General features: G+C 65.5%; 28 protein-coding genes. 16 read left to right on the forward strand and 12 right to left on the reverse strand.

Annotated elements, in window-relative coordinates:
* Positions 1-44: 44 nt before the first annotated feature.
* The 3 genes from LDO14_RS11000 to LDO14_RS11010 form a co-directional block, all read right to left on the reverse strand.
* Complete coding sequence (locus LDO14_RS11000; RefSeq protein WP_223991721.1) at positions 45-2,600, reverse strand: cation-transporting P-type ATPase; 2,556 nt, start codon at positions 2,598-2,600, stop codon at positions 45-47.
* A complete protein-coding gene (locus LDO14_RS11005; RefSeq protein ID WP_026265787.1) occupies positions 2,597-3,058 on the reverse strand; it encodes a universal stress protein in 462 nt (153 codons plus the stop codon). Before LDO14_RS11005 ends, LDO14_RS11000 begins: the two co-directional genes overlap by 4 nt.
* A gap of 106 nt (positions 3,059-3,164) precedes the next feature.
* Complete coding sequence (locus LDO14_RS11010) at positions 3,165-5,096, reverse strand: heavy metal translocating P-type ATPase (RefSeq protein ID WP_223991723.1); 1,932 nt, start codon at positions 5,094-5,096, stop codon at positions 3,165-3,167.
* Positions 5,097-5,279: 183 nt separating this feature from the next.
* On the opposite strand from LDO14_RS11010, the gene LDO14_RS11015 reads away from it, so the two are divergent.
* The 3 genes from LDO14_RS11015 to LDO14_RS11025 all read left to right on the forward strand — a co-directional run bounded on the left by LDO14_RS11015 (position 5,280) and on the right by LDO14_RS11025 (position 6,648).
* The gene (locus LDO14_RS11015) at positions 5,280-5,732 is read left to right on the forward strand and encodes a flavodoxin domain-containing protein (protein ID WP_056390564.1); all 453 of its coding nucleotides are present in this window, start codon (positions 5,280-5,282) and stop codon (positions 5,730-5,732) included.
* A gap of 17 nt (positions 5,733-5,749) precedes the next feature.
* The gene (locus LDO14_RS11020; RefSeq protein WP_223991725.1) at positions 5,750-6,112 is read left to right on the forward strand and encodes a DUF5655 domain-containing protein; all 363 of its coding nucleotides are present in this window, start codon (positions 5,750-5,752) and stop codon (positions 6,110-6,112) included.
* A 65-nt stretch (positions 6,113-6,177) separates the two neighbouring features.
* The gene (locus LDO14_RS11025) at positions 6,178-6,648 is read left to right on the forward strand and encodes a GyrI-like domain-containing protein (protein WP_223991727.1); all 471 of its coding nucleotides are present in this window, start codon (positions 6,178-6,180) and stop codon (positions 6,646-6,648) included.
* 40 nt (positions 6,649-6,688) lie between these two features.
* Here LDO14_RS11025 and LDO14_RS11030 read toward each other — a convergent pair whose 3' ends face one another.
* Complete coding sequence (locus LDO14_RS11030) at positions 6,689-7,075, reverse strand: hypothetical protein (protein WP_223991729.1); 387 nt, start codon at positions 7,073-7,075, stop codon at positions 6,689-6,691.
* Between the two features lie 287 nt (positions 7,076-7,362).
* Here LDO14_RS11030 and LDO14_RS11035 point away from each other — a divergent pair, with 287 nt between their 5' ends.
* Complete coding sequence (locus LDO14_RS11035; RefSeq protein WP_018769400.1) at positions 7,363-7,635, forward strand: DUF1508 domain-containing protein; 273 nt, start codon at positions 7,363-7,365, stop codon at positions 7,633-7,635.
* A 33-nt stretch (positions 7,636-7,668) separates the two neighbouring features.
* On the opposite strand, the gene LDO14_RS11040 is transcribed toward LDO14_RS11035, so the two are convergent.
* Complete coding sequence (locus tag LDO14_RS11040; RefSeq protein WP_223991731.1) at positions 7,669-9,126, reverse strand: DUF5129 domain-containing protein; 1,458 nt, start codon at positions 9,124-9,126, stop codon at positions 7,669-7,671.
* Between the two features lie 26 nt (positions 9,127-9,152).
* Between LDO14_RS11040 and LDO14_RS11045 the strand changes: the two genes are divergently transcribed.
* From LDO14_RS11045 to LDO14_RS11070, 6 genes are all read left to right on the forward strand, one after another.
* Positions 9,153-10,100: a universal stress protein gene (locus tag LDO14_RS11045; RefSeq protein WP_223991733.1), complete on the forward strand. Its 948-nt coding sequence runs from the start codon at positions 9,153-9,155 to the stop codon at positions 10,098-10,100.
* Between the two features lie 64 nt (positions 10,101-10,164).
* Entirely contained in the window at positions 10,165-10,689 is a 525-nt protein-coding gene (locus tag LDO14_RS11050) for a hypothetical protein (protein ID WP_018769403.1), read from the forward strand.
* Positions 10,686-10,877, forward strand: coding sequence for a hypothetical protein (locus LDO14_RS11055; protein ID WP_134164678.1), 192 nt, complete (start codon positions 10,686-10,688; stop codon positions 10,875-10,877). The genes LDO14_RS11050 and LDO14_RS11055 overlap by 4 nt, the downstream gene beginning before the upstream one ends.
* Before the next feature lie 53 nt (positions 10,878-10,930).
* The gene (locus LDO14_RS11060; RefSeq protein WP_018769405.1) at positions 10,931-11,800 is read left to right on the forward strand and encodes an HNH endonuclease; all 870 of its coding nucleotides are present in this window, start codon (positions 10,931-10,933) and stop codon (positions 11,798-11,800) included.
* A gap of 31 nt (positions 11,801-11,831) precedes the next feature.
* Entirely contained in the window at positions 11,832-12,917 is a 1,086-nt protein-coding gene (locus tag LDO14_RS11065) for an alpha/beta hydrolase (protein ID WP_223991736.1), read from the forward strand.
* A 28-nt stretch (positions 12,918-12,945) separates the two neighbouring features.
* Positions 12,946-13,893: an alpha/beta hydrolase gene (locus tag LDO14_RS11070; protein WP_134164677.1), complete on the forward strand. Its 948-nt coding sequence runs from the start codon at positions 12,946-12,948 to the stop codon at positions 13,891-13,893.
* Positions 13,894-13,924: 31 nt separating this feature from the next.
* On the opposite strand, the gene LDO14_RS11075 is transcribed toward LDO14_RS11070, so the two are convergent.
* Positions 13,925-14,077, reverse strand: coding sequence for a hypothetical protein (locus LDO14_RS11075; RefSeq protein ID WP_208324257.1), 153 nt, complete (start codon positions 14,075-14,077; stop codon positions 13,925-13,927).
* A gap of 540 nt (positions 14,078-14,617) precedes the next feature.
* Between LDO14_RS11075 and LDO14_RS11080 the strand changes: the two genes are divergently transcribed.
* The 4 genes from LDO14_RS11080 (at position 14,618) to LDO14_RS11095 (ending at position 16,551) form a co-directional block, all read left to right on the forward strand.
* Positions 14,618-14,812 carry a DUF2087 domain-containing protein gene (locus LDO14_RS11080; RefSeq protein ID WP_263422472.1) on the forward strand — a complete coding sequence of 65 codons (195 nt, stop codon included), beginning with the start codon at positions 14,618-14,620 and terminating at the stop codon, positions 14,810-14,812.
* A 72-nt stretch (positions 14,813-14,884) separates the two neighbouring features.
* Entirely contained in the window at positions 14,885-15,163 is a 279-nt protein-coding gene (locus LDO14_RS11085) for a YciI family protein (protein WP_134164675.1), read from the forward strand.
* A gap of 69 nt (positions 15,164-15,232) precedes the next feature.
* Positions 15,233-15,832: a TMEM175 family protein gene (locus LDO14_RS11090; RefSeq protein ID WP_018769411.1), complete on the forward strand. Its 600-nt coding sequence runs from the start codon at positions 15,233-15,235 to the stop codon at positions 15,830-15,832.
* Between the two features lie 155 nt (positions 15,833-15,987).
* Positions 15,988-16,551: a hypothetical protein gene (locus tag LDO14_RS11095; RefSeq protein WP_018769412.1), complete on the forward strand. Its 564-nt coding sequence runs from the start codon at positions 15,988-15,990 to the stop codon at positions 16,549-16,551.
* 94 nt (positions 16,552-16,645) lie between these two features.
* Here LDO14_RS11095 and LDO14_RS11100 read toward each other — a convergent pair whose 3' ends face one another.
* Complete coding sequence (locus LDO14_RS11100; protein ID WP_018769413.1) at positions 16,646-16,861, reverse strand: hypothetical protein; 216 nt, start codon at positions 16,859-16,861, stop codon at positions 16,646-16,648.
* A gap of 262 nt (positions 16,862-17,123) precedes the next feature.
* On the opposite strand from LDO14_RS11100, the gene LDO14_RS11105 reads away from it, so the two are divergent.
* Both LDO14_RS11105 and LDO14_RS11110 read left to right on the forward strand, forming a co-directional pair.
* Positions 17,124-17,297 carry a CsbD family protein gene (locus LDO14_RS11105; protein WP_018769414.1) on the forward strand — a complete coding sequence of 58 codons (174 nt, stop codon included), beginning with the start codon at positions 17,124-17,126 and terminating at the stop codon, positions 17,295-17,297.
* 284 nt (positions 17,298-17,581) lie between these two features.
* A complete protein-coding gene (locus tag LDO14_RS11110) occupies positions 17,582-17,758 on the forward strand; it encodes a hypothetical protein (protein ID WP_018769415.1) in 177 nt (58 codons plus the stop codon).
* Between the two features lie 126 nt (positions 17,759-17,884).
* Here the strand turns inward: LDO14_RS11110 and LDO14_RS11115 are convergent, their stop codons facing one another.
* The 5 genes from LDO14_RS11115 to LDO14_RS11135 form a co-directional block, all read right to left on the reverse strand.
* Positions 17,885-18,622: a PspA/IM30 family protein gene (locus LDO14_RS11115; RefSeq protein ID WP_056390588.1), complete on the reverse strand. Its 738-nt coding sequence runs from the start codon at positions 18,620-18,622 to the stop codon at positions 17,885-17,887.
* Positions 18,623-18,715: 93 nt separating this feature from the next.
* Positions 18,716-19,924, reverse strand: coding sequence for an ABC transporter permease (locus LDO14_RS11120; protein ID WP_223991746.1), 1,209 nt, complete (start codon positions 19,922-19,924; stop codon positions 18,716-18,718).
* Between the two features lie 32 nt (positions 19,925-19,956).
* Complete coding sequence (locus LDO14_RS11125) at positions 19,957-20,883, reverse strand: ATP-binding cassette domain-containing protein (protein WP_223995186.1); 927 nt, start codon at positions 20,881-20,883, stop codon at positions 19,957-19,959.
* Between the two features lie 74 nt (positions 20,884-20,957).
* Complete coding sequence (locus LDO14_RS11130; RefSeq protein ID WP_018769419.1) at positions 20,958-21,767, reverse strand: IclR family transcriptional regulator; 810 nt, start codon at positions 21,765-21,767, stop codon at positions 20,958-20,960.
* A 37-nt stretch (positions 21,768-21,804) separates the two neighbouring features.
* Complete coding sequence (locus LDO14_RS11135; RefSeq protein ID WP_082581728.1) at positions 21,805-22,638, reverse strand: NAD(P)-dependent oxidoreductase; 834 nt, start codon at positions 22,636-22,638, stop codon at positions 21,805-21,807.
* Between the last annotated feature and the right edge of the window lie 17 nt (positions 22,639-22,655).

Here is a 22,655-nt window from a genome sequence, read left to right on the forward strand (position 1 = left end):
CGATTCTGGCCTTCGTGGCGCCGGGGCAGGCAGAGTCTTTGGTCCTAGCTCCGCCGCAGGCGCGCCCGGGCCGCTTTGTGGATCCAGTCTGCAAGAAGGACAGCGGGGGCCGCGAGAAGTGCCAGGAGGAAGCCCAGGGGAGGCGGCGGGGCCTGGCCCAACAGCGTGGCAAGGTAGGGCAGGAACAGGCACACCGCAAGGATGGCCAGTTCCGCAAGAACTGCCCATACCAGAAGCCGGTTGGTACCCCATCCCAGCTTCCAGGGCGGCACGGTGGCGCTCCGGCAGGCAAAGGCGTTGGCCAGCTGTCCCAGGACCACGGCGGTAAAGGCGGCGCCGGAGGCAGCCATGAGGAGCCCGGGCTGGGGAACCTGCCCCCGGATCCACCCGCCGGCAGCGAGGACAACGGAGAAGACGGCCATTTCCATGGCGGCCTCCGTGGGACCCAGGATGCAGAAGACACGGATGATCAGTTGCCGGTCCATCAGGTGCCGGCGTTCGGGCGGACGCGCCAAAACACGCCGGCCGGGCGGTTCGGCGCCAAGGGCCAGCGCGGGCAGCAGGTCGGTGCCAATGTCCAGGGCAAGGATTTGAAGGACACCGAGGGCAAGCGGGAACTGGCCGCCGGAGAGCGCCCAGATGACAAAGGGAGTCAGCTCCGCCACGTTGTCGGTGAGATGGTAGGTGAGGAACCGGTGGATGTTGGCGTAGGTTGCCCTTCCTTGTTCGATGGCTGCCACGATGGTGGCGAAATGGTCGTCCAGGAGGACCAAATCCGCGGCCTCCCGCGCCACGTCAGTTCCGCTCCGCCCCATGGCCACGCCGATGTCGGCTTCGCGAAGGGCCGGGCCATCGTTGACGCCGTCGCCGGTCATGGCCACCACATGCCCACGGGCCTGCAGCGCCTTGGCCACGCGGAGCTTCTGTTCGGGCGAGACCCGGCTGACCACCACTCCGTCACGGTCCAGGAGTGCGCCGAGTATTTGCTCGTCCTCCGGAAGGTCTGCGCCTTCCAACACGTATTCAGGCGTTCCGGCAAGGCCGATCTGCCGGGCGATCGCTGCCGCCGTGGCAGGGTGGTCGCCGGTGATCATGGCGACCTTCAGGCCCGCCTGCCGCGCCGTTCGGATGACGTTGCCCACATCCGGCCGGGGCGGATCCTGCAGTCCGATCAGGCCCAGGAGTTCCATGTCCGTTTCAAGTTCTGCGGCAGGGCTGGTCTGCCAGGTTTCGGGTGCTCCCCCGAGACGCCGCCGTGCCACCGCAATGACGCGCAGGCCACGCGTTGCCATCACCTCTACCTGTTCCTTGACCTGACCCGGCACGGATTCGCACAGTGGGAGCACGGTTTCGGGGGCACCCTTGCAGAACAGCTCGGGCCCCACAAGGGCAGACTCCCTGCGCCGCACCGGATCGAACGGCAGCCGGCGCGATGCCGCGGGCCCGGACCCGGTGCCTGTCAGCCGGCGGGCCAGCACGTCCACGGCAGCTTCCATCGGGTCACCCTGTGCACGCCACTGTCCATCGTGCAGCTCGGCCCTGCCCTGTGAAGCGGTGCGGGCGGCGAGCGCCGCCTGGGCCGCCCTGGCCGTTCCCCGGCCCTCGATGTGCGCGTCCGGGTCATACCCCTGGCCCGTCACATGGACGGCCCCTTCCAGGGTGAAGACCTCGACGGCGTTCATTCGGTTCTGCGTCAGGGTCCCGGTTTTGTCGGTGCAGATGAAGGTGGTTGACCCCAGGGTTTCCACGGCTTCAAGGTTGCGGACCAGGCCGTTGCGGGACGCCATGCGCTGGGCACCCATGGCCAGGGACAGCGTGACAGTGGGCAGGAGCCCTTCCGGGACCAGGGCCACGGCCACGCCGATCGAGAACAGGAAGGAATCCCGCCACTGAAAGCCCACCAGCAGCGACGCCAGGAAGAAGATCGCTGCGATACCCAGCGCCATGCCCGCAGTAACGCGGACAATCCGCCGCAGTTCCAGGGACAGCGGCGTAGGAGGAGGAACCGCTCCGCTGGTGAGTGCGGCAATTCCGGCCAGCCTGGTCCTGGCTCCCGTGGCGGACACGGCGGCCTCTCCGTAGCCGTTGACCAGGAAGGTACCGCCCCACGCCGCGTCACCTGCGGCTTTCGGCACTGGCTCGCTTTCGCCCGTCAGCATGGATTCATCCATTTCGCAGGCCGATGCTGACAGCAGGACCATGTCTGCAGGCACACGGTCACCGGCACTGAGCAGCACCACGTCGTCAACCACCAGCTCGCTGGCGTGGACCTTGCGCACCGTCCCGTCCCGCCGCACCACCACGTCGGCGGGCAGCAGGCCGCGCAGCCTGACGGCGGCATGCTGGGCGCGTTCCTGCTGGATGTGGGCGAACACCCCGTTGACAATGACGACGACGATGATCGCCACGGCCAGCTGCGGCATGTCCGCAACGAATGCCAGCGCGGCGGCGCACCACAGCATGAGGGCGAAGAAGTGCGTCATCTCCCCCCACAGCTTTCGCCATTGCGGGACGGGTTTCTCCGCCGGGAGCTGGTTGGGGCCCGCCTGCTTCAGGAGTTGCGCTGCCCGTTCGGAGCTCAGGCCCTCCGCAGTCCTCACACAGCGTCCGCCTCCTGGCCCACCAGGAGCACCGGGCAGGTGGAGTGGGCCGCGCACGCCTTGCTCACCGATCCCATGGACGACTTAAGCAGGCCGCCTTCGCCATGCCTTCCAACAACCAGCATCTGCGCGCGGCGGCTCTCCTCCACCAGCACTTTCGCCGGAGGGCCGAACTTGATGGTCACGTCGATGTTTTCGGGCCGTTCCCCGGAGAAGGCCCGGCCCAGGGCATCTTCGACCAGGCGGCCGGCGGCGTCCTCAAGCCTGGCGGTGAACTGCCGGTCCGCCCCTTCCAGGCGGGACATCACCAGGTAGTCCGGCATTCCGACACATGAAATGACTTCCAGCCGCGTGCCCAGGCGGGCTGCCAGCGTGCCCGCATAGCGCAGGGCTGCGGAGGAGTATTCGGATCCGTCCACACCTACAATGACGGGTTTGGCCCCTGTTTCTGCGTTCATGGACACCACAATCCCGGCTGCGGGCGGCGCTGGGAAGGGCCAAAAGTCATGCCCGGCGGCCACACCACCTCCCGCTCCGGGCAGGCCTGGCGGAAGGAAGCCGGCATCAACCGCGTTGCCGTGCCTCGTCCGCTCCGCGCAATGCCCTGAGTCCGTTCAGGATGGTGGCCAGGTCAACCACCTCCTGCAGGAGGGCACCGGCAACAGCGGGAATGAAACCCGTCATGGCGATGGCCATCAGGATGAGGCTGAGCCCGATCCCAGTCCAGATACTTACCAGGGCCACAGCCACGGTCCGCTTTCCAATGGCCACGGCCAGGGCCACCTTGGACAGCTCATCGAGCATGATCACCACGTCCGCGGACTCGCTGGCCGCGGTGGCCCCCTTGGCACCCATGGCGATCCCAACGTCGGCGGCGGCAAGGACCGGGGCATCGTTGACGCCGTCACCCACCATCAGGACGGGTCGTTCCAGGATGGCCGCAACCGTGTTGACCTTGTCCTCCGGAAGGCATTCGGCCTGGACGTGGCCCATTCCCGCTTCCTCGGCGATGTGGGCAGCCGTCGCGTGGGCATCACCGGTCAGCAGCATGGTGTTCCGCACGCCCAGCCTGTGCAGGCGCGCCAGGGTGTCCACGGCGTTGCGGCGCAACGGGTCCTTCATGATCAGTGCACCCGCGTACTCGCCGTTGACCGCCACGTGGACTGCCAACTGGCCACTCTGGACTGCTGCTTCCCGGTATCCGCTGGCCGAACTGCGGATCAGGGCGGCTTTTCCCACCACCACCTGCTGGCCGTCGCAGACAGCTTCAACCCCATGCGTGGCGTTTTCGGTCGCCTGCTGCACCTGCAGCAGTTCAATGTTCGCTGCCTTGGCGGCTTCGATCACGGATGCTGCCAGCACGTGGGAGGAATACTGCTCGGCGGAGGCCGCCAGCTGCAGGATCTTCCGGCTGCCAAGGGCTTCCCCCGGGCCCGGCGCCACCTGGATCCCGTCCAGGACCGGGCGGCCGGAGGTGAGTGTTCCAGTCTTGTCGAACACTGCTGTCTGCGCCTTGGCAAGCTGCTCCAGGCTTCTGGTGTTCTTGATGATGATGCCCTTGTGGGCGGCCTGGCTGGTCCCAGCCAGGAATGCCACCGGCGCTGCGATCAGGAGCGGGCACGGGGTGGCCACCACCAGCACCTGGGCAAAGCGGAGCGGCTCACCTGACAGGAACCAGCCGGCCCCGGCCATGGCCAGGGCGAGGAGGGTAAAGGGCACCGCGTAGCGGTCAGCGAGCCGGACTACCGGCGCACGGCTATTGGACGCTTCCTCCACCAGGGCGATGATCCGGCTGTACTGGGAGTCAGCCGCGGTGGCGGCCGCCCGCATGCGGATGGCGGCCACGCCGTTCACCGAACCACTCAGCAGCAGCTCCCCCTTGGTGCGCTCCACCGGCAGGCTCTCCCCCGTCAGCGATGATTCGTCCATGCTTGCTGAATCGGACAGGAGTTCGCCGTCAACAGGTACCAGCTCGGAGGGGCGGACCACCAGCACGTCCCCGGGCACCACCTCGCCTATCGGGGTGTCCTCCAGGACTGTGTCGGTACTTTCCCTGTGGGCAAAGCGGGGAGCCCGGTCCAGCAGGGACCGCAATTCACGCGCGGCGCGTCCCTGGGCAAAGTTTTCCAGTGCCTCCCCGCCGGTGAGCATCAGGATCACCACCAGGGCCGCGAGGTACTCACCCACGGCCACCGTGCTTGCAACCGCCATCAGGGCCAGCAGGTCGATGCCCCAGCGTCCCTCCCGCAACGACCGGACCATGCCGGCCGCCCGCGCCACCACGATGATGGCAGCGTAGGCCGAGGCGAGCACGCGGACCTGCAGTTCCAGCCCAAACTGCAGCAGCACCAGGGCGGCAAGGAGTACCAGGCAGGTCAGCGCGACGACGGGATACCGCCGGAGGAAGCCCCACACCTTCTGCACGGGCGAGCCGACGCGTTCCTCGACCTCAACGCTGCCGGCGGTTGCCGCAGGCGGGACGGCCTGCTTTCTCATTCAGGACACTTTCAACATGGGCGGTAGCGGTCCTCACACATAAGACTGAAACTATCCTGATGCCGGCAGTACGGCTAGGGCATTAGGCCCCGGCCGGCGGCATGACCTTTGGCCCTGCCCCGCCGGCGGCCCCGGGAGCATGGTTGAGGGGCAACATGCCGCCTAACCGGACCGGGAGCCTCCATGAAAGCCGTCGTCCTCTATGACTCCGCGTATGGAAACACCCGGACCATCGCCGAGGCGATGGCATCGCGCCTGGGGCGGGACGCGGCCGCTGTTCACGTTGACGGTTTTGATGCCGACGCCCTGCACCCGGGTGACCTGCTCGTCGTCGGCAGCCCCATCAACGGCTGGAAGCCGACTGCCCGGATCACCGAAACGCTGGCAGACCTCGGGCGCCGGGGACTCGCCGGGGTGAAGGCAGCAGCCTTCGATACGAGGGTGAAGCTGTTCATCCACGGCGACGCTGCCAGGAAGATGACGAAGGCACTGACGGAGGCAGGTGCCAGCATCGTTGGCGGACCCATGGCTTTCTACGTCAAAGGCAGCGAGGGCCCGCTGGTCGACGGTGAGGCCGAGCGGGCTGCAGCCTGGGCCGCCGGACTTGCGGCCGGGGCGGGCAACGGTACTGCATAGGCGGGGACGCTGTTACTTTGCAACCGTGGACGGTAGAGCGGTTCTTCGCCGGCGCTCCGGACGCCCTTGGGCTCTACCAGGCAGCGGAGCGGATGGCGGCGGAACTGGGCCCCCATGATGTCCGGGTCGGAAAGAGCCAAATCTCGTTCCGCCGGCGCCGGGGCTACGCCTACCTGTGGCGGCCCGGGGTCTACGTGAATTCCCCGGTTCCGCTGGTCCTGTCCCTCGCGCTGCCGCGGAACCTGGGCTCGCCGCGCTTCAAGCAGGTCGTCCACCCGGCGAAAGGAACCTGGATGCACCATCTGGAGCTCACGGACAGTTCCCAACTCGATGCCGAGGTCCGCGGTTGGCTGCTCGAAGCGTATGAGGCTGCGGCCTGACCTGGCATGCCCATTAGAGTCCTATGGCCCTGTCACGTTGGCCGCGGGATGGCAAGGCTGGGGGCATGACTGAAAATGGCCAGCAGCCGCGAAAGATCCATGTCACCGAACAACCCGTCGCCGTGGTCCGTGAACGGGTTCCCATGGACGCTCTGACGAGCTTCTTCAGCCGGGCCTTCGGTGCGGTGATGGCCGCGGTGCAAACGCAGGGCGTCAGCCCGGCAGGACCGCCGTTCGCGCTTTACCACGGCATTCCCGGCGCCACGGTGGACGTCGAAGCCGGGTTCCCCGTCGCCGGGAACTTCCAGGGAACAGGCGAGGTGGCCCGCGGCGCGCTTCCCGATACTGACGCGTTCGAGGCCATCCACACGGGCCCTTACGACACCCTCGGCAGCACGTACGATGCCATCCGCGAACGGATGGAAGCCGAGGGCGCTGCCCCTGCCGACACCATGTGGGAGTACTACCTGACCGATCCGGAGCAGCAGCCGGATCCGGCCACGTGGCAGACCAGGGTCATCTGGCCGGTGGACTGAGTCCGCCAGGGTTTCGGCCGCCCCGGGGCCTGGTCCTGCATTATCTTCCGGGGCCGCGACTGAAGGTGAGGTCCCAGGGCTGCACGCCGCGGCTGGTTTCGGACCACCCGTCGCGGGCCAGCTCCCGGCGGAGCTGGCTGAGGCTGGCCTGCATGCCGGGAGCCCACGCCTCTTCGGGAGGTGTCGGGTTCAGCGGCGGACCGGGAAACGTATCGCTGGCATAGAGCCCGCGTCCGTCCCCGGTCCTGGCCACAAACTGCAGTTGCGTCCGCCCGTACTGTGAGCCCAGCGTGTACAGGATCCGCGCCCACCACTTGCGCGATGCGGCGTCCTCCAGCTCTATCCGGAGCCGCTCCTCGGGACCGGGACCTGCGGATCCGGGAGCTGGTTTGCCTGGGCGGCCAGGTCGAGGTGCATCTGTCGTCATGTCGTCCTCCGGGAACCGCAACCATCGTGAACTCCCCAGTCTTCCGCGGCCCGGCTTAATGGGACAGGGCCCTTCGGCACGGAACTTCGGGGCATCCTGCCATCGCTAGCATCCCCGGAGCCGGCGATCAGGGTCTTTGGTCCCTAATAGCACGCCGCGGTCCTCTGAGATGGTGGTCTGGGCCGGAAGCACCACGCTGGGGTTGTGCATCCGGGTTTGCCGCGCCCGGTGTCGGCCGGCATGCAGCCTCATCAACGGAGGCGGGACGCTAGAGGAGAGCAAGGCTTATGGCAGGTACGTTCGAACTGTTTGTCGATGAAGATTCACAGATCCGGTTCCGGCTTGTGATGCCTGATGGACACGTACTGGCGGTATCCGGACAATTCGCAGACAAACGGGCGGCGGCCGCGGCCATCGAAGAGGTACGGGAATGTGCGGGAACCGGCCTGATCCGGGACATACCTTCACCGCCGCCGAACGTTGCCCGCAGCACCATCCCGCACGCGCGGCACGCGGTCCGGCGCGGGCCGCACAGGCTTGGCTCCCTGGGCGCCGCCTAGGGTGGAGGACGGCGGCGGCCAAAGCCCCGGTCATCAGAAGCTCGAGGAACTGCCCGAACCGGAGAAGCTTCCGCCGCTGCTGCCGTACCCTGTGGTGCTGCCGCCGCCCCTCGCGGAATTGACGCTGCTGACGCCCGTATTAAAGCCGGAGTTGAAGGTAGCCACGGAGAAAAACTGGTACGACGGGTACACCGTGCCCAGGATGCTCGGCTCATAGCTCCGCCGCCTGCGGTGGTCCAGGCCCTCGTGGGCCGTCTGCATCTGCTCGCGCATCACCCTTGCCTCGCGCTCATTCCTGGCGAATCCCTGAATGACTGTTTCCGCATGGTTCTCCAGCAGCTCCGAGAGCCGAGACCGCGCCTCGTAGAGCCGGTCCAGCGCATCTTCCGGCGTGATCCGGCCATCTGCCAGTTCCGAGGTCCAGCGTTCAATGTTCCGCAGGCTTTCGTCGCGGAAGGAACGAAGCGCCGAGGCGGTGGCCGAGTCCCCCTGCCCGTGGCGCTTGGCCAGGAGTTGCTCAAGGCCGGCCAGGTCCTTGCGGAGCGGGGCAAGCTGCCGGTCCCAGGCGGTAGGCCATGTGTCGGCACGGTTCAACAGGGCGTTGCTGTCGGCGATGACATCATCCAGGGCATCCAGCTCGGCGGCGCTGTCCGCGAACTGGCGGGCAAGCTTGAGGTTTTTCCGCCTGCTGAGGGACCGTTTGGCCAGGGCGTGCACCTGGTTGGAGAGTTCCGTGGCGGCGGCATAGCGGGTCAGGAAGGTGCGGTGTTTCTCCAGGACCCTGCTGCCGTAGCGGGATGATTCGGGGATGGTCCCGGCGTTCAGTTCCGTGACGTCCAGGTCCATGCTGACGTTGGAGTAGCTCCGGTCCCCCCGTTCGATTTGTTTGCGGCAGGCAGCCCTGGTCACCGCCCGCACAATCAACCACGCCGCTGCCCCAAGGGCCGCAAGTCCCCCGGTGACCCAGGCGGTGATCAGGAATGCGGCGGACCGGTACCAGGGCTGGTTGATGAGTTCGGCGGCACGGCGAATGCCGGCCACAGTACCGTCGGTCCACTGCGCGTCCCGGAACAGTTCCTTTGAGGCCTCCTGGATATCGCTGCGCTGCTCGAGCGACACTTTCCGGTCCTCCCCCATATAGGTGCCCACGTGGCGGCCCACCGGGTCAAGCGCGAAAATGAACAGCCCATCGGCCCACTTCTGTCCGTCGGCGCTGATCCACTCAGGGTGCCTGGAGCGTGCGAACCTCAGGACCTCTTCATTGAGGTTGTCCTCAGCCTTTCCGTTGTAGGTAAAGACAGCAACACGGGTGGGCTCGTAAAACTGGATCCGTTCGACGGCGGGGACCAGCGTATTCCGGTCAAGCACCCCCGCTGTGTCCTCCACGATGACGGCTGACGGGGACACGGCATCACTTGGGGCCGCAACCCCCAGCAGGGAGGCGGCCAGGACAAGCATGATCACCCCAATACGGCGCACCAGGGTGCCCATATGCCTCCCCGCTTCCTAGAATCAGGATGGATTCCTGGAATCAGGATGAAACCAAGGGGCAGGGCCGCCAAAGGGCCGAAGGTCCCGCCGGCGAGGATCGGTCTGATGAGGAGCGCAGCCAGGTGATGCAGGATGCGGGTTCGATTGTGGCCGGCTATGACGGTTCGGATGGAGCCGCGGCAGCCGTCCGGTGGGCGGCGCGCCACGCCCGTGCCACCAACTGCGCGCTTCATGTGGTGCATTGTTCCCTGTGGCAGCTGCTGACCAGGCACCTCGGTCCGGTTCCAGGTGTGTCAGGCAGCGGCCTTGAGCAGTCCGCCCAGGCCGTCCTGGAAGAAGGGGTCTCGCATGCTGCAGCGGAAGTTCCAGGGCTTCAGATCCGCGGCACCCTGCTCCACGGACTACCCGCACAGCTCTTGGCCGAAATTTCCGGCGGCAAGAGGATGCTCGTAGTCGGCAGCCGTGGCCTGGGCGGCTTCCTTGGCCTCCTGGTGGGATCCGTTAGCCTGGAACTGGCGGCCACCGCCACCTGCCCGGTGGCCGTGATCCGGGAGGACACCCATCCTGGCGGACCCGTCGTCGCCGCCGTCGATGCATCAGGTTCCCCCTCGGCACTGGAAGACGCGTGCGCCGTTGCTTCCGAGTGGCACGCACGCCTTACGGTGGTCCACGTCCATCACGAGCCCGCCGGCTACACGCGGCTGGACGGGAAGGAAGCAGCGGCTGGCGCCCGGGAAGTTCTCGAATCCGTTGTGGACCGTGCACGAACCCTGGCGCCCAATATCTCCGTTGACGGCAGGATACTCACGGACAGTTCGGTCCCGAACGCCATCCTGCAAGCCGCCTCGGAAGCCCGGATAGTGGTGCTGGGTTCCCAGGGCCGCGGCATCCTCCGGGAGACCATCGGATCAACCGCCCACGCAGTACTGCACCACGCGCACGGGCCGGTCCTCATTTCCCGGCGCGGCGCATGATGGAGAAGGCCGCGGCAGGAGTGTCGGCCGGGCCACAGGCCGTACCTCCTCCTAAGCTGGTTCGGTGACCCCTGTTCCCTCCCCCGGCCCGCTGGACGTCGTCGTCCATTCGGGCCCGGCGGACTGGTGGGTCATCCTTGCCGGGCTTGGACCCCTGGCCGTTCTTATCGCAGCCCTGCTGGCCTTCTACATCAACTGGCGCACGCTCAAGCAACGCACTGCCGCGGACAAGACCGCGCTGGACCAAAAGCGCGAAGCGGACGCCGACGCCCTGCGGCAAAAGACCGAAGCGGACAGCCGGGCGGAATGGTGGCGCCGCACCCAGTGGGCGCTCGACCGGGCGTTGGACCCGGATGCAGGGACAAAGGCGCTGGGCCTGGCGACGCTGGAAGTCCTTGCCAGGAGCGAACTGGCCCGCACCGAGGAACTCGAGTTGTTCGACATCGCCTGGAAGAGTGTGTCCGGGGACGAGAACGGGGACGATGCCGACGCCGGCCCAGGGCAGGAGAGTGCCGTCGTGGACGGCCCGGACAACTTAGGCGAGAATGGAATGACGGATGAAGACAGTGCCAAGGAGGCTGGACCATGAGCGCAGCATCGCCTGAACACCGCCTTGTCCACACTCCCCGAACCGGTACCAAGCCCGCGGGCAAAAAACCCACGCCTGCCGAGCACCGGGTCCAGGTTGCCGCGGCCAGGCTGCGCGTCACGCTTGATGAACGGCTGGGGCGGGAAACGCCCCCCAAGACCAAGGCGCTGGCCAAGGAACCGATCTAAATCCCGCTGCAGGGGCTTGGGGATCGACGGCGAATGGCTGGGTTTGGTGGGCAGTGGCGGCAGTAATTCTTGGCTGCGACACGAACGGGCTGCACCGCTGGGACTACGGAGCCGTCGTCGCGCAGGTGGCGCAGTCCGGCAGGTTCCTGGACCGCTGGCGCGTCGGCTTTTGCCCTGACATCCTCCCGGGGACCGAAGCGTGGCTCCTGGTGCAAGGCGGCAATGATGCAGGCAGCGGCCTCATCGGTCACGGGTCGGTGGCATCGGAGCCCTACCAGGCCGCCGCAGGCGATGATTCCGATGCCAACGACTGGTTCATCGCAGTCGCTTTCGACGCACTGCTCCCGCTGGGCGAGCAAATACGCCCCGGGACCCTGCGGGAGGCCTTTCCCGGTGACCTCTGGGCCAAGGCGAACGGCCCCTCCCTGGTGACCTTGCCGCCGTCGTCCTGGCCTGTTCTGCAACGCTTGTGGAGGGAATACGGGCCCACGACGCCGGATCCCACCGAGGTGGTTGCCGGAACCTTTCCGCCGGGCGGCGTCAGCCATATCCAGGTGAACCGCTTTGAGCGGGACCCCGACGCCCGCCGGGCCTGCCTGGCCTTCCACGGCACGTCGTGCGCCGCCTGCGGCTTCTCCTTTGAGTCCGCTTACGGTGAGGCCGGTACCGGAGCGACAGCCGTGCACCACGTGGTGCCGCCGGCCATGATTGGCAGCGGATACCAGCTTGACCCCATCGCCGACCTCATTCCGCTTTGCCATAACTGCCACGCCGTGGCGCACGGGGCAAACCCGGCGCGGACGGTTTCCGAACTCCGGAGCATCATGTCGGCCGCCGGGCATGTGCGGGGTGAAGTGGTCACTGACCTGGCCCTTCAGGCCCAGGAGGACGCACGGCGGATCCTCGGGGGCGGCAAGACGTAAGGGGCCAGCATTCGGGGATAAAATTGCAGGGATGACATTGGCTGCACGTTCCGGGGTGTTTCAGTCGGTCAGGAGCGCCCGGCCCCTGTTGCGCCGCGTACCCGTATGGACATGGCGCGTCCTGATGCGCGCCGTGAGTGCCCGGGAGCAGGCGCGGTTCAACACCGACCCAATCACGGCTGTGGCATATGTGCACGACATTGACTACGTGGGTGATGCCCTCCGCGCCCACCGCCTCGACGTTTTGACACCGCTGCAGCCCGCAGCTGACTCTCCTGGTACAGAGGCTGTGGCGGCGGAGCTGCTTCCCGTCTACGTTTACTTCCATGGTGGCGGGTGGACATCCGGTGACAAGGCAGCCCTGACCAAGTACTGCGCCAACCAGGCAGTGGGCGGGATGGTGGTGGTCAACGTCAACTACCGGCACGCGCCCCGGTTCGCCATGGGACATGTGCTCGAGGATGCCAATGCCGCCCTGGCGTGGGTTGCCGCCAACATCGAGGGGTACGGCGGGAATCCCAAGAGGCTGATCCTGGGCGGGGACTCGGCCGGCGGACAGATCGCTGCCCTGCTGACCGCAGCCAGCCTGCGTTCCGAACTGGCGGCGCATTATGCCCTGCGGCCGGCAGTTCCCGCGGGACACCTGAAAGGGCTCGTCCAACACTGCAGCGCAGTGGATTTCTCGGTCTTCTTTAACAGCGGATTTGTCCTCAGCCTGAACTTCGTCCGTATGCTGTTGCCGCCTGCATCCCGGGCAACGGCAGGTCCGGGAGCACGCAATGGCCGTAAGCGGCCCTCTCCACCACGGACCGTGGCGCGGCTGAGGAGCGCCGCGGGTTTCCTGTCCCCGATCGAGTGGCTGGACGGGACCCATCCGCCCGTGTTCCTCACCACGTCCGAGCGTGACTACTTCTACCGGGCAAACCTGAATTTCATCGAGCGCCTGCAACAACACGACGTTCCAGTGGATGCCCTGATCTACCCTTGGGACAGCCTCAACACCGAACACACCTGGCAACAGGATTACCGCTACCCCGAATCCCAGGAAGTCTACCGGCGCCTTCACGCGTTCGTCCGCGGTGTGGCTGAACGGTCCACCGGTCCTGCCCCTGAATAAATTCAAGGCACTGGACTATGTTGGGACCATGGCAGAGCTGGACCGGAACGGGTACGGGATCGACCCCGAGGAGTTTGGCTCCGCCCTGGTGGACGCGGCCGCCTTGCTCGATGCGGAGCTGGGGGACGTTGACTGGTTCACTCCACCGCCGGGCGCTGTCCACCGATCCATTGATGTCCCCAGTGGCAGGCTCGCCGCCATGACGCTGGGCAATCCTGGCAATCCCAGCGTTGTGCTGGTGCCCGGAGCAACCGGTTCCAAAGAGGACTTCTCCCTCATGATGCCCGACCTGGCCAATGCCGGTTACTTCGCACTGAGCTACGACCTGGCTGGGCAGTACCAGTCAGCGGCAGCGGGCCCCGGGAACCTGGTGCCGCCACGCAAGCATTATGACTACCGGCTTTTCGTGGACGACTTCCTTGCAGTTCTGGAGACCACTGCCACCCCAGTCCATGTTGTGGGTTATTCCTTCGCGGGAATCATTGCCCAACTCGCCTATGGGGAGCGGCCGGAGCTCTTCAGGTCCCTCACGTTGCTTAGCTGTCCGCCGGAGCCAGGCCAGAGTTTCAGGGGCGTGAGCCGCATCGGCCGGTTCAGCACGTGGGTGAACGGCCGGGTGGGTGCTGCCTTGCTGATCTGGGGCATCCGGAGCGGCAAGGTGGTGCACGTACCGGAGGGCAGGCGGCGGTTCGTCAACTACCGGTTCCGCTTCACCCGCCGCGCCTCGGTCCGGGACATCTATACGCTCATGCAGAACGTTCCGGATCTTCGGCAAAAACTGGCGGAGGCGCCCCTTCCCAAGTTTGTGGCCGTGGGCGAACACGACCTGTGGCCGCTCCAGCTTCACCGCCTCTTCGCCCAGTCAATCCGGGCCCGGATCGGCGTCTACAGGGGTGGCCACAGCCCCAGCGAAACGTCGCCCCACGAATTCAGCCGAGACCTCCTGGCTCTTTATGCCAAGGCCGGGAAGCGGTAACCGACGGCCCGTGCTTGCGCCGCCACTGGGCTCATTCCCGCCGGCGGCGCAACGGAGGCTGGTCCCTGAACTCGACGCGGAACCTGACAAGGGACATCTCGAGCCGGCGTCGGAACGCGGACCAGCTGGCGAAGGGGCGCGCGGATACGCCCACCTTCAGCGTGGGATCGTAAATGACGTCCATGTCCGGCCGGAGTCGGTGTGAGATTCCCTCGTGGCGTTGAAGGCTGGTTTCGGCACGAGGTTATCGCCGGGCAGGGGACGGGAGACCTCGTCGGGCGTTGCGCCCCAGCTGCATGTCCCCGGCGCCTGTGCTTCCTGGAACCAGGGCATCGGCGCTACTATCTCCCAGCACGCCGCGACGCAGCGGCGTGGGCCAGCGGGTGAGGGGAGCGTGGACGTGGGCGGAGGCAGGGGAACTAGCGGCCCGCACTGGCGGCGTGTGCTGGCGACGCTTGGCAACAACGATGCCAGGACCGCGTACGCCCAAATCGTGCTTGGAGCTGCGGCGCCAGACGTACTGCCCAACGTGAAGGAACAGCGGCGAAACCGGGCCATCGATAGTCTGCTTGAGTCCGGACTCGTGGAACAGCACGCGCCCGGGCGGCTGGTGGCGGCCCAGACGATTTTTCGCGACCTTCTCGCCCAACAGCCCAAGCGTCAACCACAAATCGGGACAGATCGGTTCATGCGGCTTGGACGCATCGAAAGGTACCCGTCAAACTTGGCGCAACGGCGGGAACTCCTTGCCAGGATCGCGGACGAGGTCATGGCGCCTGGGGAAGAACTCACTGAGAGGCAGGTCAACGAACGGCTTCTCAGTTACACGGACGACGTGGTGCTGCTGCGAAGGTACATGGTTGACTTCGGACTGCTGCAGCGAACCCCCTCGGGCTCCTCCTACACCCGCCACGTCTAGTTCCGCCTAGTGTGGTGCTCCTCACCGGATTCCTGCCGTGCCGTAGGTGCAGGAGGTGGTAAGTTCGGCCGCATGGAATGCGTCGTCATCTACACCGTCCGTGAAGGCATCGACCGCTCGCGTGTCATGGAGACGTACCCGCGCCACAAGGCCTACTACGAGGCGTTCCACGCGGAAGGCGGGGGGCTCGTGGCCCTGGGTCCATTCCAAACGGCTGACCCGGAGCTTAGTTCCATGGGCATTTTCACTTCCCGACGGGAGGCCGAGCGTTTCGTCGCTGCAGACCCTTTTATTACCGAGGGACTGGCCGAATGGCGGCTCTTGGAGTGGAACGCTGTACACCTCGGGTAGTGGCGCTCCATGGCGTGTCGCACGCAGCCACATAAGAAGTCGCAGAGTCACCCGAAGGAAGCATGCCCAATGAACAAGAACCGGCTGGAAGCGTTCAGCGACGGTGTCCTGGCGATCATCATCACCATCATGGTGCTGGAACTCCATACCCCGGAGGAACCAACGTGGGAAGGTGTGGCCAGCGTCCTGCCCACCCTCTTCAGCTACCTGTTGAGCTTCGTGTATGTCGGAATCTACTGGAACAACCACCACCACATGATCCATTTGGCGAGCCGCGTTAATGGGGCCATCCTGTGGGCGAACCTCCATCTGTTGTTCTGGCTGTCGCTGTTTCCTTTTACAACCCGATGGATGGATGAGTCCGGCTTCGCGCAGGTCCCTGTGCTGCTGTACGGGATCAACCTGCTGTGCGCAGCAATCGCATACTTCATCCTGGAGCGCCGCCTGATTGCTGCTCAGGGCAAGGACGGGGCCCTCGCCAGTGCTGTCGGCCGGGACTGGAAGGGCAAAGCGTCGCCGCTGATCTATCTCCTTGGCATTGCGCTAACCCCTGTCCAGCCCCTGCTCGGGCTCGCCGTTTACACCATCGTGGCCCTTATCTGGCTGGTGCCGGACCGCAGGGTCGAACACTTTGTAACCCGGTCACATCAGAATGGGGCCCACGATTAGCCCGATGGAGATTGGCGCCAGATTCGATGGCCGCCTCCACCATTGGAGCCGTCATACCTCCGTGGTGCGCCTTGCCGAGAAGACGGCCGGGCCGGGTAGGCGAATTCCGCAGGGTCGTGGTTGATTTGAACCGCGGGCGTGGCCACCGTGGAACCGTGGAAACGAAAGGCCTCCGGCGCCGGCTCGCCTTTCCCCTGTGTGTGCTGGTAACGGCAGCCGGCACGGCAGGGTGCTCCTATGACTACCCCGATCCGGCACACGCCCCGGCAGCCGAAGCTGACCGCACGGCCGCACCTGAACCCTCCCGGATGACGGCATCCGCTACCCGCCCCACTGACCCCCTGATCCTTGAGCGGGAGGCCAGAAACTACCAGGACCTGGACAGCTTTCTCCTGGCCGTGCAGGGCCCGGTTCTCCTTTTTCAAAAGGGTCCGCTGGACGGCCCCGGCAGGGGCTTTGGCACGACGGAAGAAGTCCCCGCGGCGGGCACGTACACGGTCACTGCTGCGTGCGTCGGTGCTGCCAACGCCAAAGTCTTCATCCGGCAGGAGAATCCCAAGGTCATACTCTGGCCCGTCGAGCTCACAGTGGATTGCCCAGGGTCCACGTCCCAAGTCATCACGCTTCAACAGGGCTACGTTTCCGCACACCTGTCCCTGCCCGCGGCGGGAGACGCACCCTGGACGGGAGCTGTTGCCGGAGTACGGGTGACCGGCTGAGGCTGTCACCCCTGCCCGCCGTCAGCATCCCCGGCCTCCCCCGGGCGCCGATCCGTTCGGCTGGAGCGCTGCCCGGTGAGAGCTAAGAGCCTTGTCAGGCCATGGAGGCGCCTTTTATCTTCGAGCGGATGAAGTCGTGATCCTCACCGGAGACGAGCGCCTGCCCGTGCTGCCCTGTGGCCAGGTCCTCCCCGGTTTCCTTCGAGATCACCGCCGTGATGGTCCTGGGCAGCATCTGGCACCCCGGGTTGTCGATCAGCCACTTCTGCGTGGCAGGGTCAAGGCGGTCCCAACGGTCTTTGAGGTTCATTAGCGGGGCATCTCCGTGCTCGGTCCTGCAGAGCCACATCGCTCTGCAGACAGGCTTCGCCTGTCCCAACGCACCAGTAAACCCCGCCCTTCACCCGGAACACAGGGACCAAAGTCCCCACCTCAGGCGGGGCTTCCGGAACGCCTCCTTGTTGCCCGGCCGGTGCTGCTGTGGATACCCATCACTTGCCAACCTATTGGTAAGCATGCTTATTATGAGCGAAGCCGAATGCGAACGGCTGCCAACCAGAGGAGGAGACACCATGGGACTAGGCGACAAGATTGAAAACGCTGCCGAGAAAGCGGGCGGAAAAGGCAAGGAAGCTGCCGGTAACGCCACGGGCGATGACAGCCTGAAGGCGGAAGGCCAGGCGGACCAGGCCAAGGGCGATGTGAAGCAGGCCGGCGAAAAGGTCAAGGACGCATTCAAGCACTGACACCTTTTACGGGAAGGGCGCGCTCAGCGAACGGGGCGCGCCCTTCGTCGTGTCGGGGTGCACTCCAGCCACCCCTGATTGACCTGCGTGCTCGCCCCCTACGTGTTTGGTGCCGCCTGGCTTGCCTTGTTTCTTCACGGCCCGCCGGCTCCACTTGGCCAGCCGCGCACCGCCCCGAACCAGGCCGCCCCAGCTCCGACCCATGGGTGGCTTGTACAATCTTTCGGCTCTTCGGTGCGGAGTTGCTTCCGCAACTCCCAGTTGCGCCGTCCTAAACTTTGGCCATGCACCCCTTAGCGGCAATAGGGCTGGTTTTTCTCGCCGGGCTTGCCTGGTTGGGCACCGTCCTGACCCTGCTCGTTGCCTTGGCCAAAGCCCGACGCCGGCTGCCGGCTGACGTCGGGCAGGCAGCCCAGAGCGTGGAGACGCAAGGCTCCGCTGGCAGTGGGGCCATAACGTAAACGGCATGGCACATTGCTGCCGACGGCGACCTGTCGCCGGCCTGACGCGACCGCCCGGTATTACCTGGCGGCCGCGGCCCAGCAGTCAGCCATGCCCCGACGGTGGACCGGCGGGATCCCGGGGCTTCAAGGAGCCTGGGAGTCAATGGCCTTCCGGTCGATGGACTTGAGGGCGGCCAGACGTGCTTCCACTTCGGTCTGCTCTCCGAGGTCTTCCAGGGAGGCGAACTGGGCATCGAGGGATGAGGCTGCGAGTTCCTGCTGGCCGCGAACGGTGGCCTCTTGGCGTCGGATCCGCTCCTCATACCGCCCGATGGCCGACGTCGGATCACCGGCGTCCAGGGATTTGAGGGCATCGTGGACCTGGGACTGCGCGGCCGCCGTCCGGGATCTGGCTACCAGCTCGTTGCGCTTGGCCGTCAGCTCGTGCAGCTTGCCCTTCATCTGGTCGAGCCCGCCCTTGAGCTTGTCGACCACTTCGTTCTGGGCCGCAAGCCCGGGTACGGCGTCTTTCACGAGCTTCTCGGCGGCCATCTGCCGCTGCAGGGCAACCTTGGCGAGGTTGTCGAACTTCTGCGCATCGGCGAGGTTGCCGGCGGACCGGAACTCGTCGCCCTTCCTGGACGCGGCCAGAGCCTTGCGGCCCCATTCGTTGGCGTCGGCGACGTTACGTTTGTGGTCCTCCTCCAGCATCCGGAGGTTGCCTATGGTCTGGGCGATCGCGGCCTCGGCTTCGCGGATATTCTCCGAGTAATCCCGGACCATCTGGTCCAGCATTTTCTGCGGATCCTCCGCGGAGTCCAGGAGGGCATTGAGGTTTGCCTTGGCCAACTGGGCCACGCGGGCGAAAATACTCTGCTTCACGGGATTCTTTCTATCAGTAGTGGAATTCGCATCCTATGTGTTCGGCACCGCAGGGGACCAGATTCCCTACGCTATGCCTGCCACCCGCCCCGCCTACTTGGTGGCCAGGTCGTGGCGGCGGAAGGTTCCGGCGATGGAGAGTTTCCGGCCGTATTCGATGGACCCGTACCGGAACAGGTGGACAGCCAGCCGCAGGATAATAAGGCCGACGACGAAGAGTTCGACGATGACGATGGCGGATTCAACTGGGTTCAGGGTGCCGAACCCGTTGCGGAGCAGGGCGGTCACCGGAGCGGTCAGCGGGAAGTAGGTGAAGATCTGCACGACCAGCGCGCCCGGGTTGGAGATGATCAGGCTGAATGTGTAGAAGGGGATAAACATCATGGCCACAAGCGGGCCGAAGACGGTCCCGGCTTCCTTGGCGGTCGGCATGATCGCCCCTATGGCCACCAGGACCCCGGTAAAGACGGCGAATCCACCCAGCGTGAGAAGGGCCCCTGTGATCATGGGGCCGGGTTCGAAGACCAGGGATGACAGGTCCACCTCGGGCAGGGCAAGGCGGTTCCGGAAAAACAGGTAGGCCAATCCGACCGGGGCCAGGAACACCAGGATCTGGACCAGGCCGACGGCGAACAGCGAGATGATCTTGCCGGTGATCAGGGTGGTTGGATTCAGGGTGGTCAGGATCATTTCAGTGACCCGGTTTTCCTTCTCCTCCAAGGTGGAATTCAGCATCTGGTTCGAAAGAAGGATCATCGAAAAATAGAAGATGACCAGGAACAGCAGTGGTGGAATGATCCCGCCGACGCCCGCGGCGGCCTTGCCGTCCTTGAATATTTCGGAGTCAAATTTTACGGTCCCGGTCAGGGCCGCCGTCAGCGGGGGTGAGCCGACTTGGTGCTGGGCCGAGACCGCGAGCAGCTGCTTGGCCACGGCCTCGTACTTGTCGTTCTCAAACGTGCCTTTGTCAGCACCGTACACCTTCACCGGCTCTTTGGCCGGATCGGCAGGGTAGGCGAAGTATGCCTCCGAGGCGCCGTCCTTCACGGCAGCGATCGCGGCTTCGGGGTCGCTGGCAGTTGTTCCGCCGGCCAACTCGGCGGCAGACGCCATGATGATTCCAGAGGCGTCCGTGTACATGAAAGCGAACGTCGCACTCTTCTGGGCGGCGGCGCTGTCCTTTGTGCTGGCGTTGGACGCGTACACGAGGGCGAAGATAATGATGAGAATGACCGGCAGCGCCAGGGTTGCGATGACGAAGCCCCGTTTCTTGATGGTCCGGAAGAACTCGAACGCGATCACGGTCCCAAGGTTGTGCTGTCCCAATGCCCTGTTCAGCCTTCCGCCAGTTCGTGCTGTTCGCCGTACACCTTGATGAAGATCTCATCCAGGGAGATCCGGGCCGGCGTGAATGACCGGACCACGGCCCCGGCTTCGACCAGCTCGCGCAGCACCGCGGCCTCACTGGACCCGGGGCGCGGCGCCAGTTCGGCGACCCCGTCCACGTCGTCGACGACGTCGAACAGTGCCGATGCGGGCAACGGTCCGTCGTGGGTGACCCGGTAGACGGTGCCGCCGAACTCTTCCTGGACCTCTTCCACCGTCCCGTAAGCGTGGGAGACTCCGTCCTTGAGCAGGATTACCCGGTCACACAGCCGTTCGACTTCTTCCATCTGGTGGGTGACCATGATGACGGTGGCGCCGGCCCGCTTGTGCTCTTCGATAATGTCCATCAGCAGCCGCCGGTTCACGGGGTCAAAGCCCTTGGTCGGCTCGTCCAAAATAAGGAGTTCGGGATCGTTCATGATCGTCACGCCCAACTGGACCTTTTGCTGTTGGCCGCTGGAGAGCTTGTCCAACCGGGACTTTGCCTTGTCGGCCAGACCCACCCGCTCCAAGTAGTGTCCGGACCAGGACCGGGCCGCGGCCTTGGACAGGCCCTTGAGCCGGCCGAAGTAGACCATGACATCCAGGACGTGTTCCTTTTTGTACAGGCCGCGCTCTTCCGGCAGGTATCCGAGACGGGCCCCGTCGCGGGGCTCAAAGGCTTTGCCCCCTATGTGCAGGATCCCCGCGGTGGGCTGGTAGATGCCCAGCAGCGCCCGCAAAGTGGTGGTCTTCCCGGATCCATTGGACCCCAGGAAACCGAACGTCTCCCCCGCGTGCACGTCGAAGGACAGATCCCGGATGACCGTGGTGTCCCCGAAGTCCATCCGGAAGTCCTGAATGTGAACCAGCGGCTCCTGCGCTGCGTCCCCCATCGTCATGGTTTCAGACTAGCGGTTACCGATCTGCTCGTGTCGCGCAAGTGCCCGGTTGGGCTCAGACTCCGGACCTACCGGATCCCCGCGGCACGAAGGGTCCGGGCCAGTTCACCTGCGGCTGAGTGGAGCGTCTCCACGGTTTTCGAGATGACGTCGTCTGTGGCAAGTTCCACCGGCATGGAGCAGCTCATGGCGTCCGTCCCGGGGATGCGGTACGGAACCACCACGCTAACGCAGCAAAGCCCCACCGTGTTTTGCTCCCACTCAATGGCATGGCCCGTCTTCCGGAACTCAGTCAGCTCGGCCTGAAGCGCCTCGAAATCAGGGACGCTGTTCGGGGTCAGCTGGGGATAGGGCCCGCCGCCAAGCCGCTGCCGGACCTCCGTATCCGTGTACTCGGAGAGGATGGCTTTGCCCAGGGCCGTCACTTGGGCCGGAAGCTTGCGCCCTACCCTTGAGGACAGCCGGCGCCGGTCTACAGCCTGCCGGGTTGCAAGATAGATGACGTCGGACCGGTCGATGCGGGCGTAGTGGGTAGTGAAGGTCGTGGCATTGCGGACCTTTTCCAGAATGGCCGAAACGTGTTCCATCACCGGATCCCTGTCCAGGTACGCCGTACCGCACAGCAGGGCATGCGTGCCGATCCTATAGGCGCCCTCCGGTGTTTGCTCGATCCAGTTGAGTTCCAGGAGCGTCAACAGCAGCCAGTGCAGGCTGGAACGGGGATACCCGGTCTGCTTGAAGATCTCGGCGGTGGTGAGCGGCTGCGGAGCGGACGCCAGGAGCTCAAGGATGGCGATGGTCCGCTCTGCGGACTTGACCAGTTTGACGTCGCCGGGCGCGTCCCCCCGCGTGCCGGCCTGTACATCCAGCGGTGCCATTACCGCTCCCCCTTTCGCCGCACCGGACTGCGGCAGCTCATTTCGCGGCCAGGTGCGGGTAGTTGTCCATACCTACCCTATGACCATCGCTGGCCCAAAACCCGCCAAGGAGTCCCGTTTCAGCGTTCCCCCCGGAAGTATCGACCTCATTGGCATAGAGCTCCGCGTCGTCCTGCGGGTCGTAGCCGATGCGCCGTCCTGCCTGGAGGTTCGCCCAGCCGCGGGTGTTGGCCGAGACAGCCCACACCACGTGATGGCCCGGGGCACCGAGGTCGTTCAGCGCCGCCTCCACGAGCCTGAACGAATCCGCCGGGGAAAGCCACGAACCAAGGGTCCTGGCGTTGCCCGGGCGCTGGCCGCCGGTACCTATCCGGGCACTGACCACTTTCATTCCGTACTTGTCCGCATACAGGCTGCCGAGCGCTTCCGCGGCCACTTTGCTGACCCCGTAGTACGTATCGGGCCGCGGCGGAAGTACAGCATCCGCCGCGGCATCAGCAAGGTCGTGGAAGCCCACGGCGTGCGTGGAACTGGCCAGCAATACGCGTTCGACGCCGTTGCGGCGGGCTGCTTCCAGCGTCACCTGGGTGCCGGTGATGTTGGTGGCAACGATTTCCTGCCAGGTCATTTCCCGGTGGAGTCCGCCCAGGTGGACAACCCCGGATGTGGCCCTGAGGGACGTGTTCATGAAATCTGGATCAGTTACGGATCCCACCAGGGCAACCTCGTTGGGACGCAAATTCCGGGCTTCCACCAGGTCCAGCAGCCGGACTTCATATCCGGCATCAGCAAGGTAGGGACGCAGCAACGTGGCCATCATGCCGGCACCACCCGTCATGGCGATCGCCTGTGCTTTCTGTGCTGCCGGCAAGTTTCCTCCAATGGTTG

It is taken from the genome of Arthrobacter sp. NicSoilB11 (assembly GCF_019977375.1).
Lineage (GTDB): Bacteria > Actinomycetota > Actinomycetes > Actinomycetales > Micrococcaceae > Arthrobacter.

What these genes read in the sequence shown, in the direction of transcription:
- LDO14_RS11045 (WP_223991733.1), top strand. Translation starts at nt 9,153, where the DNA reads ATGGATTCCTGGAATCAGGATGAAACCAAGGGGCAGGGCCGCCAAAGG.
- LDO14_RS11010 (WP_223991723.1), bottom strand. Translation starts at nt 5,096, where the DNA reads ATGAGAAAGCAGGCCGTCCCGCCTGCGGCAACCGCCGGCAGCGTTGAG.
- LDO14_RS11105 (WP_018769414.1), top strand. Translation starts at nt 17,124, where the DNA reads ATGGGACTAGGCGACAAGATTGAAAACGCTGCCGAGAAAGCGGGCGGA.
- LDO14_RS11015 (WP_056390564.1), top strand. Translation starts at nt 5,280, where the DNA reads ATGAAAGCCGTCGTCCTCTATGACTCCGCGTATGGAAACACCCGGACC.
- LDO14_RS11025 (WP_223991727.1), top strand. Translation starts at nt 6,178, where the DNA reads ATGACTGAAAATGGCCAGCAGCCGCGAAAGATCCATGTCACCGAACAA.
- LDO14_RS11125 (WP_223995186.1), bottom strand. Translation starts at nt 20,883, where the DNA reads ATGGGGGACGCAGCGCAGGAGCCGCTGGTTCACATTCAGGACTTCCGG.
- LDO14_RS11130 (WP_018769419.1), bottom strand. Translation starts at nt 21,767, where the DNA reads ATGGCACCGCTGGATGTACAGGCCGGCACGCGGGGGGACGCGCCCGGC.
- LDO14_RS11040 (WP_223991731.1), bottom strand. Translation starts at nt 9,126, where the DNA reads ATGGGCACCCTGGTGCGCCGTATTGGGGTGATCATGCTTGTCCTGGCC.
- LDO14_RS11030 (WP_223991729.1), bottom strand. Translation starts at nt 7,075, where the DNA reads ATGACGACAGATGCACCTCGACCTGGCCGCCCAGGCAAACCAGCTCCC.
- LDO14_RS11075 (WP_208324257.1), bottom strand. Translation starts at nt 14,077, where the DNA reads ATGGACGTCATTTACGATCCCACGCTGAAGGTGGGCGTATCCGCGCGC.
- LDO14_RS11100 (WP_018769413.1), bottom strand. Translation starts at nt 16,861, where the DNA reads ATGAACCTCAAAGACCGTTGGGACCGCCTTGACCCTGCCACGCAGAAG.
- LDO14_RS11090 (WP_018769411.1), top strand. Translation starts at nt 15,233, where the DNA reads ATGAACAAGAACCGGCTGGAAGCGTTCAGCGACGGTGTCCTGGCGATC.
- LDO14_RS11085 (WP_134164675.1), top strand. Translation starts at nt 14,885, where the DNA reads ATGGAATGCGTCGTCATCTACACCGTCCGTGAAGGCATCGACCGCTCG.
- LDO14_RS11005 (WP_026265787.1), bottom strand. Translation starts at nt 3,058, where the DNA reads ATGAACGCAGAAACAGGGGCCAAACCCGTCATTGTAGGTGTGGACGGA.
- LDO14_RS11070 (WP_134164677.1), top strand. Translation starts at nt 12,946, where the DNA reads ATGGCAGAGCTGGACCGGAACGGGTACGGGATCGACCCCGAGGAGTTT.
- LDO14_RS11065 (WP_223991736.1), top strand. Translation starts at nt 11,832, where the DNA reads ATGACATTGGCTGCACGTTCCGGGGTGTTTCAGTCGGTCAGGAGCGCC.
- LDO14_RS11110 (WP_018769415.1), top strand. Translation starts at nt 17,582, where the DNA reads ATGCACCCCTTAGCGGCAATAGGGCTGGTTTTTCTCGCCGGGCTTGCC.
- LDO14_RS11055 (WP_134164678.1), top strand. Translation starts at nt 10,686, where the DNA reads ATGAGCGCAGCATCGCCTGAACACCGCCTTGTCCACACTCCCCGAACC.
- LDO14_RS11035 (WP_018769400.1), top strand. Translation starts at nt 7,363, where the DNA reads ATGGCAGGTACGTTCGAACTGTTTGTCGATGAAGATTCACAGATCCGG.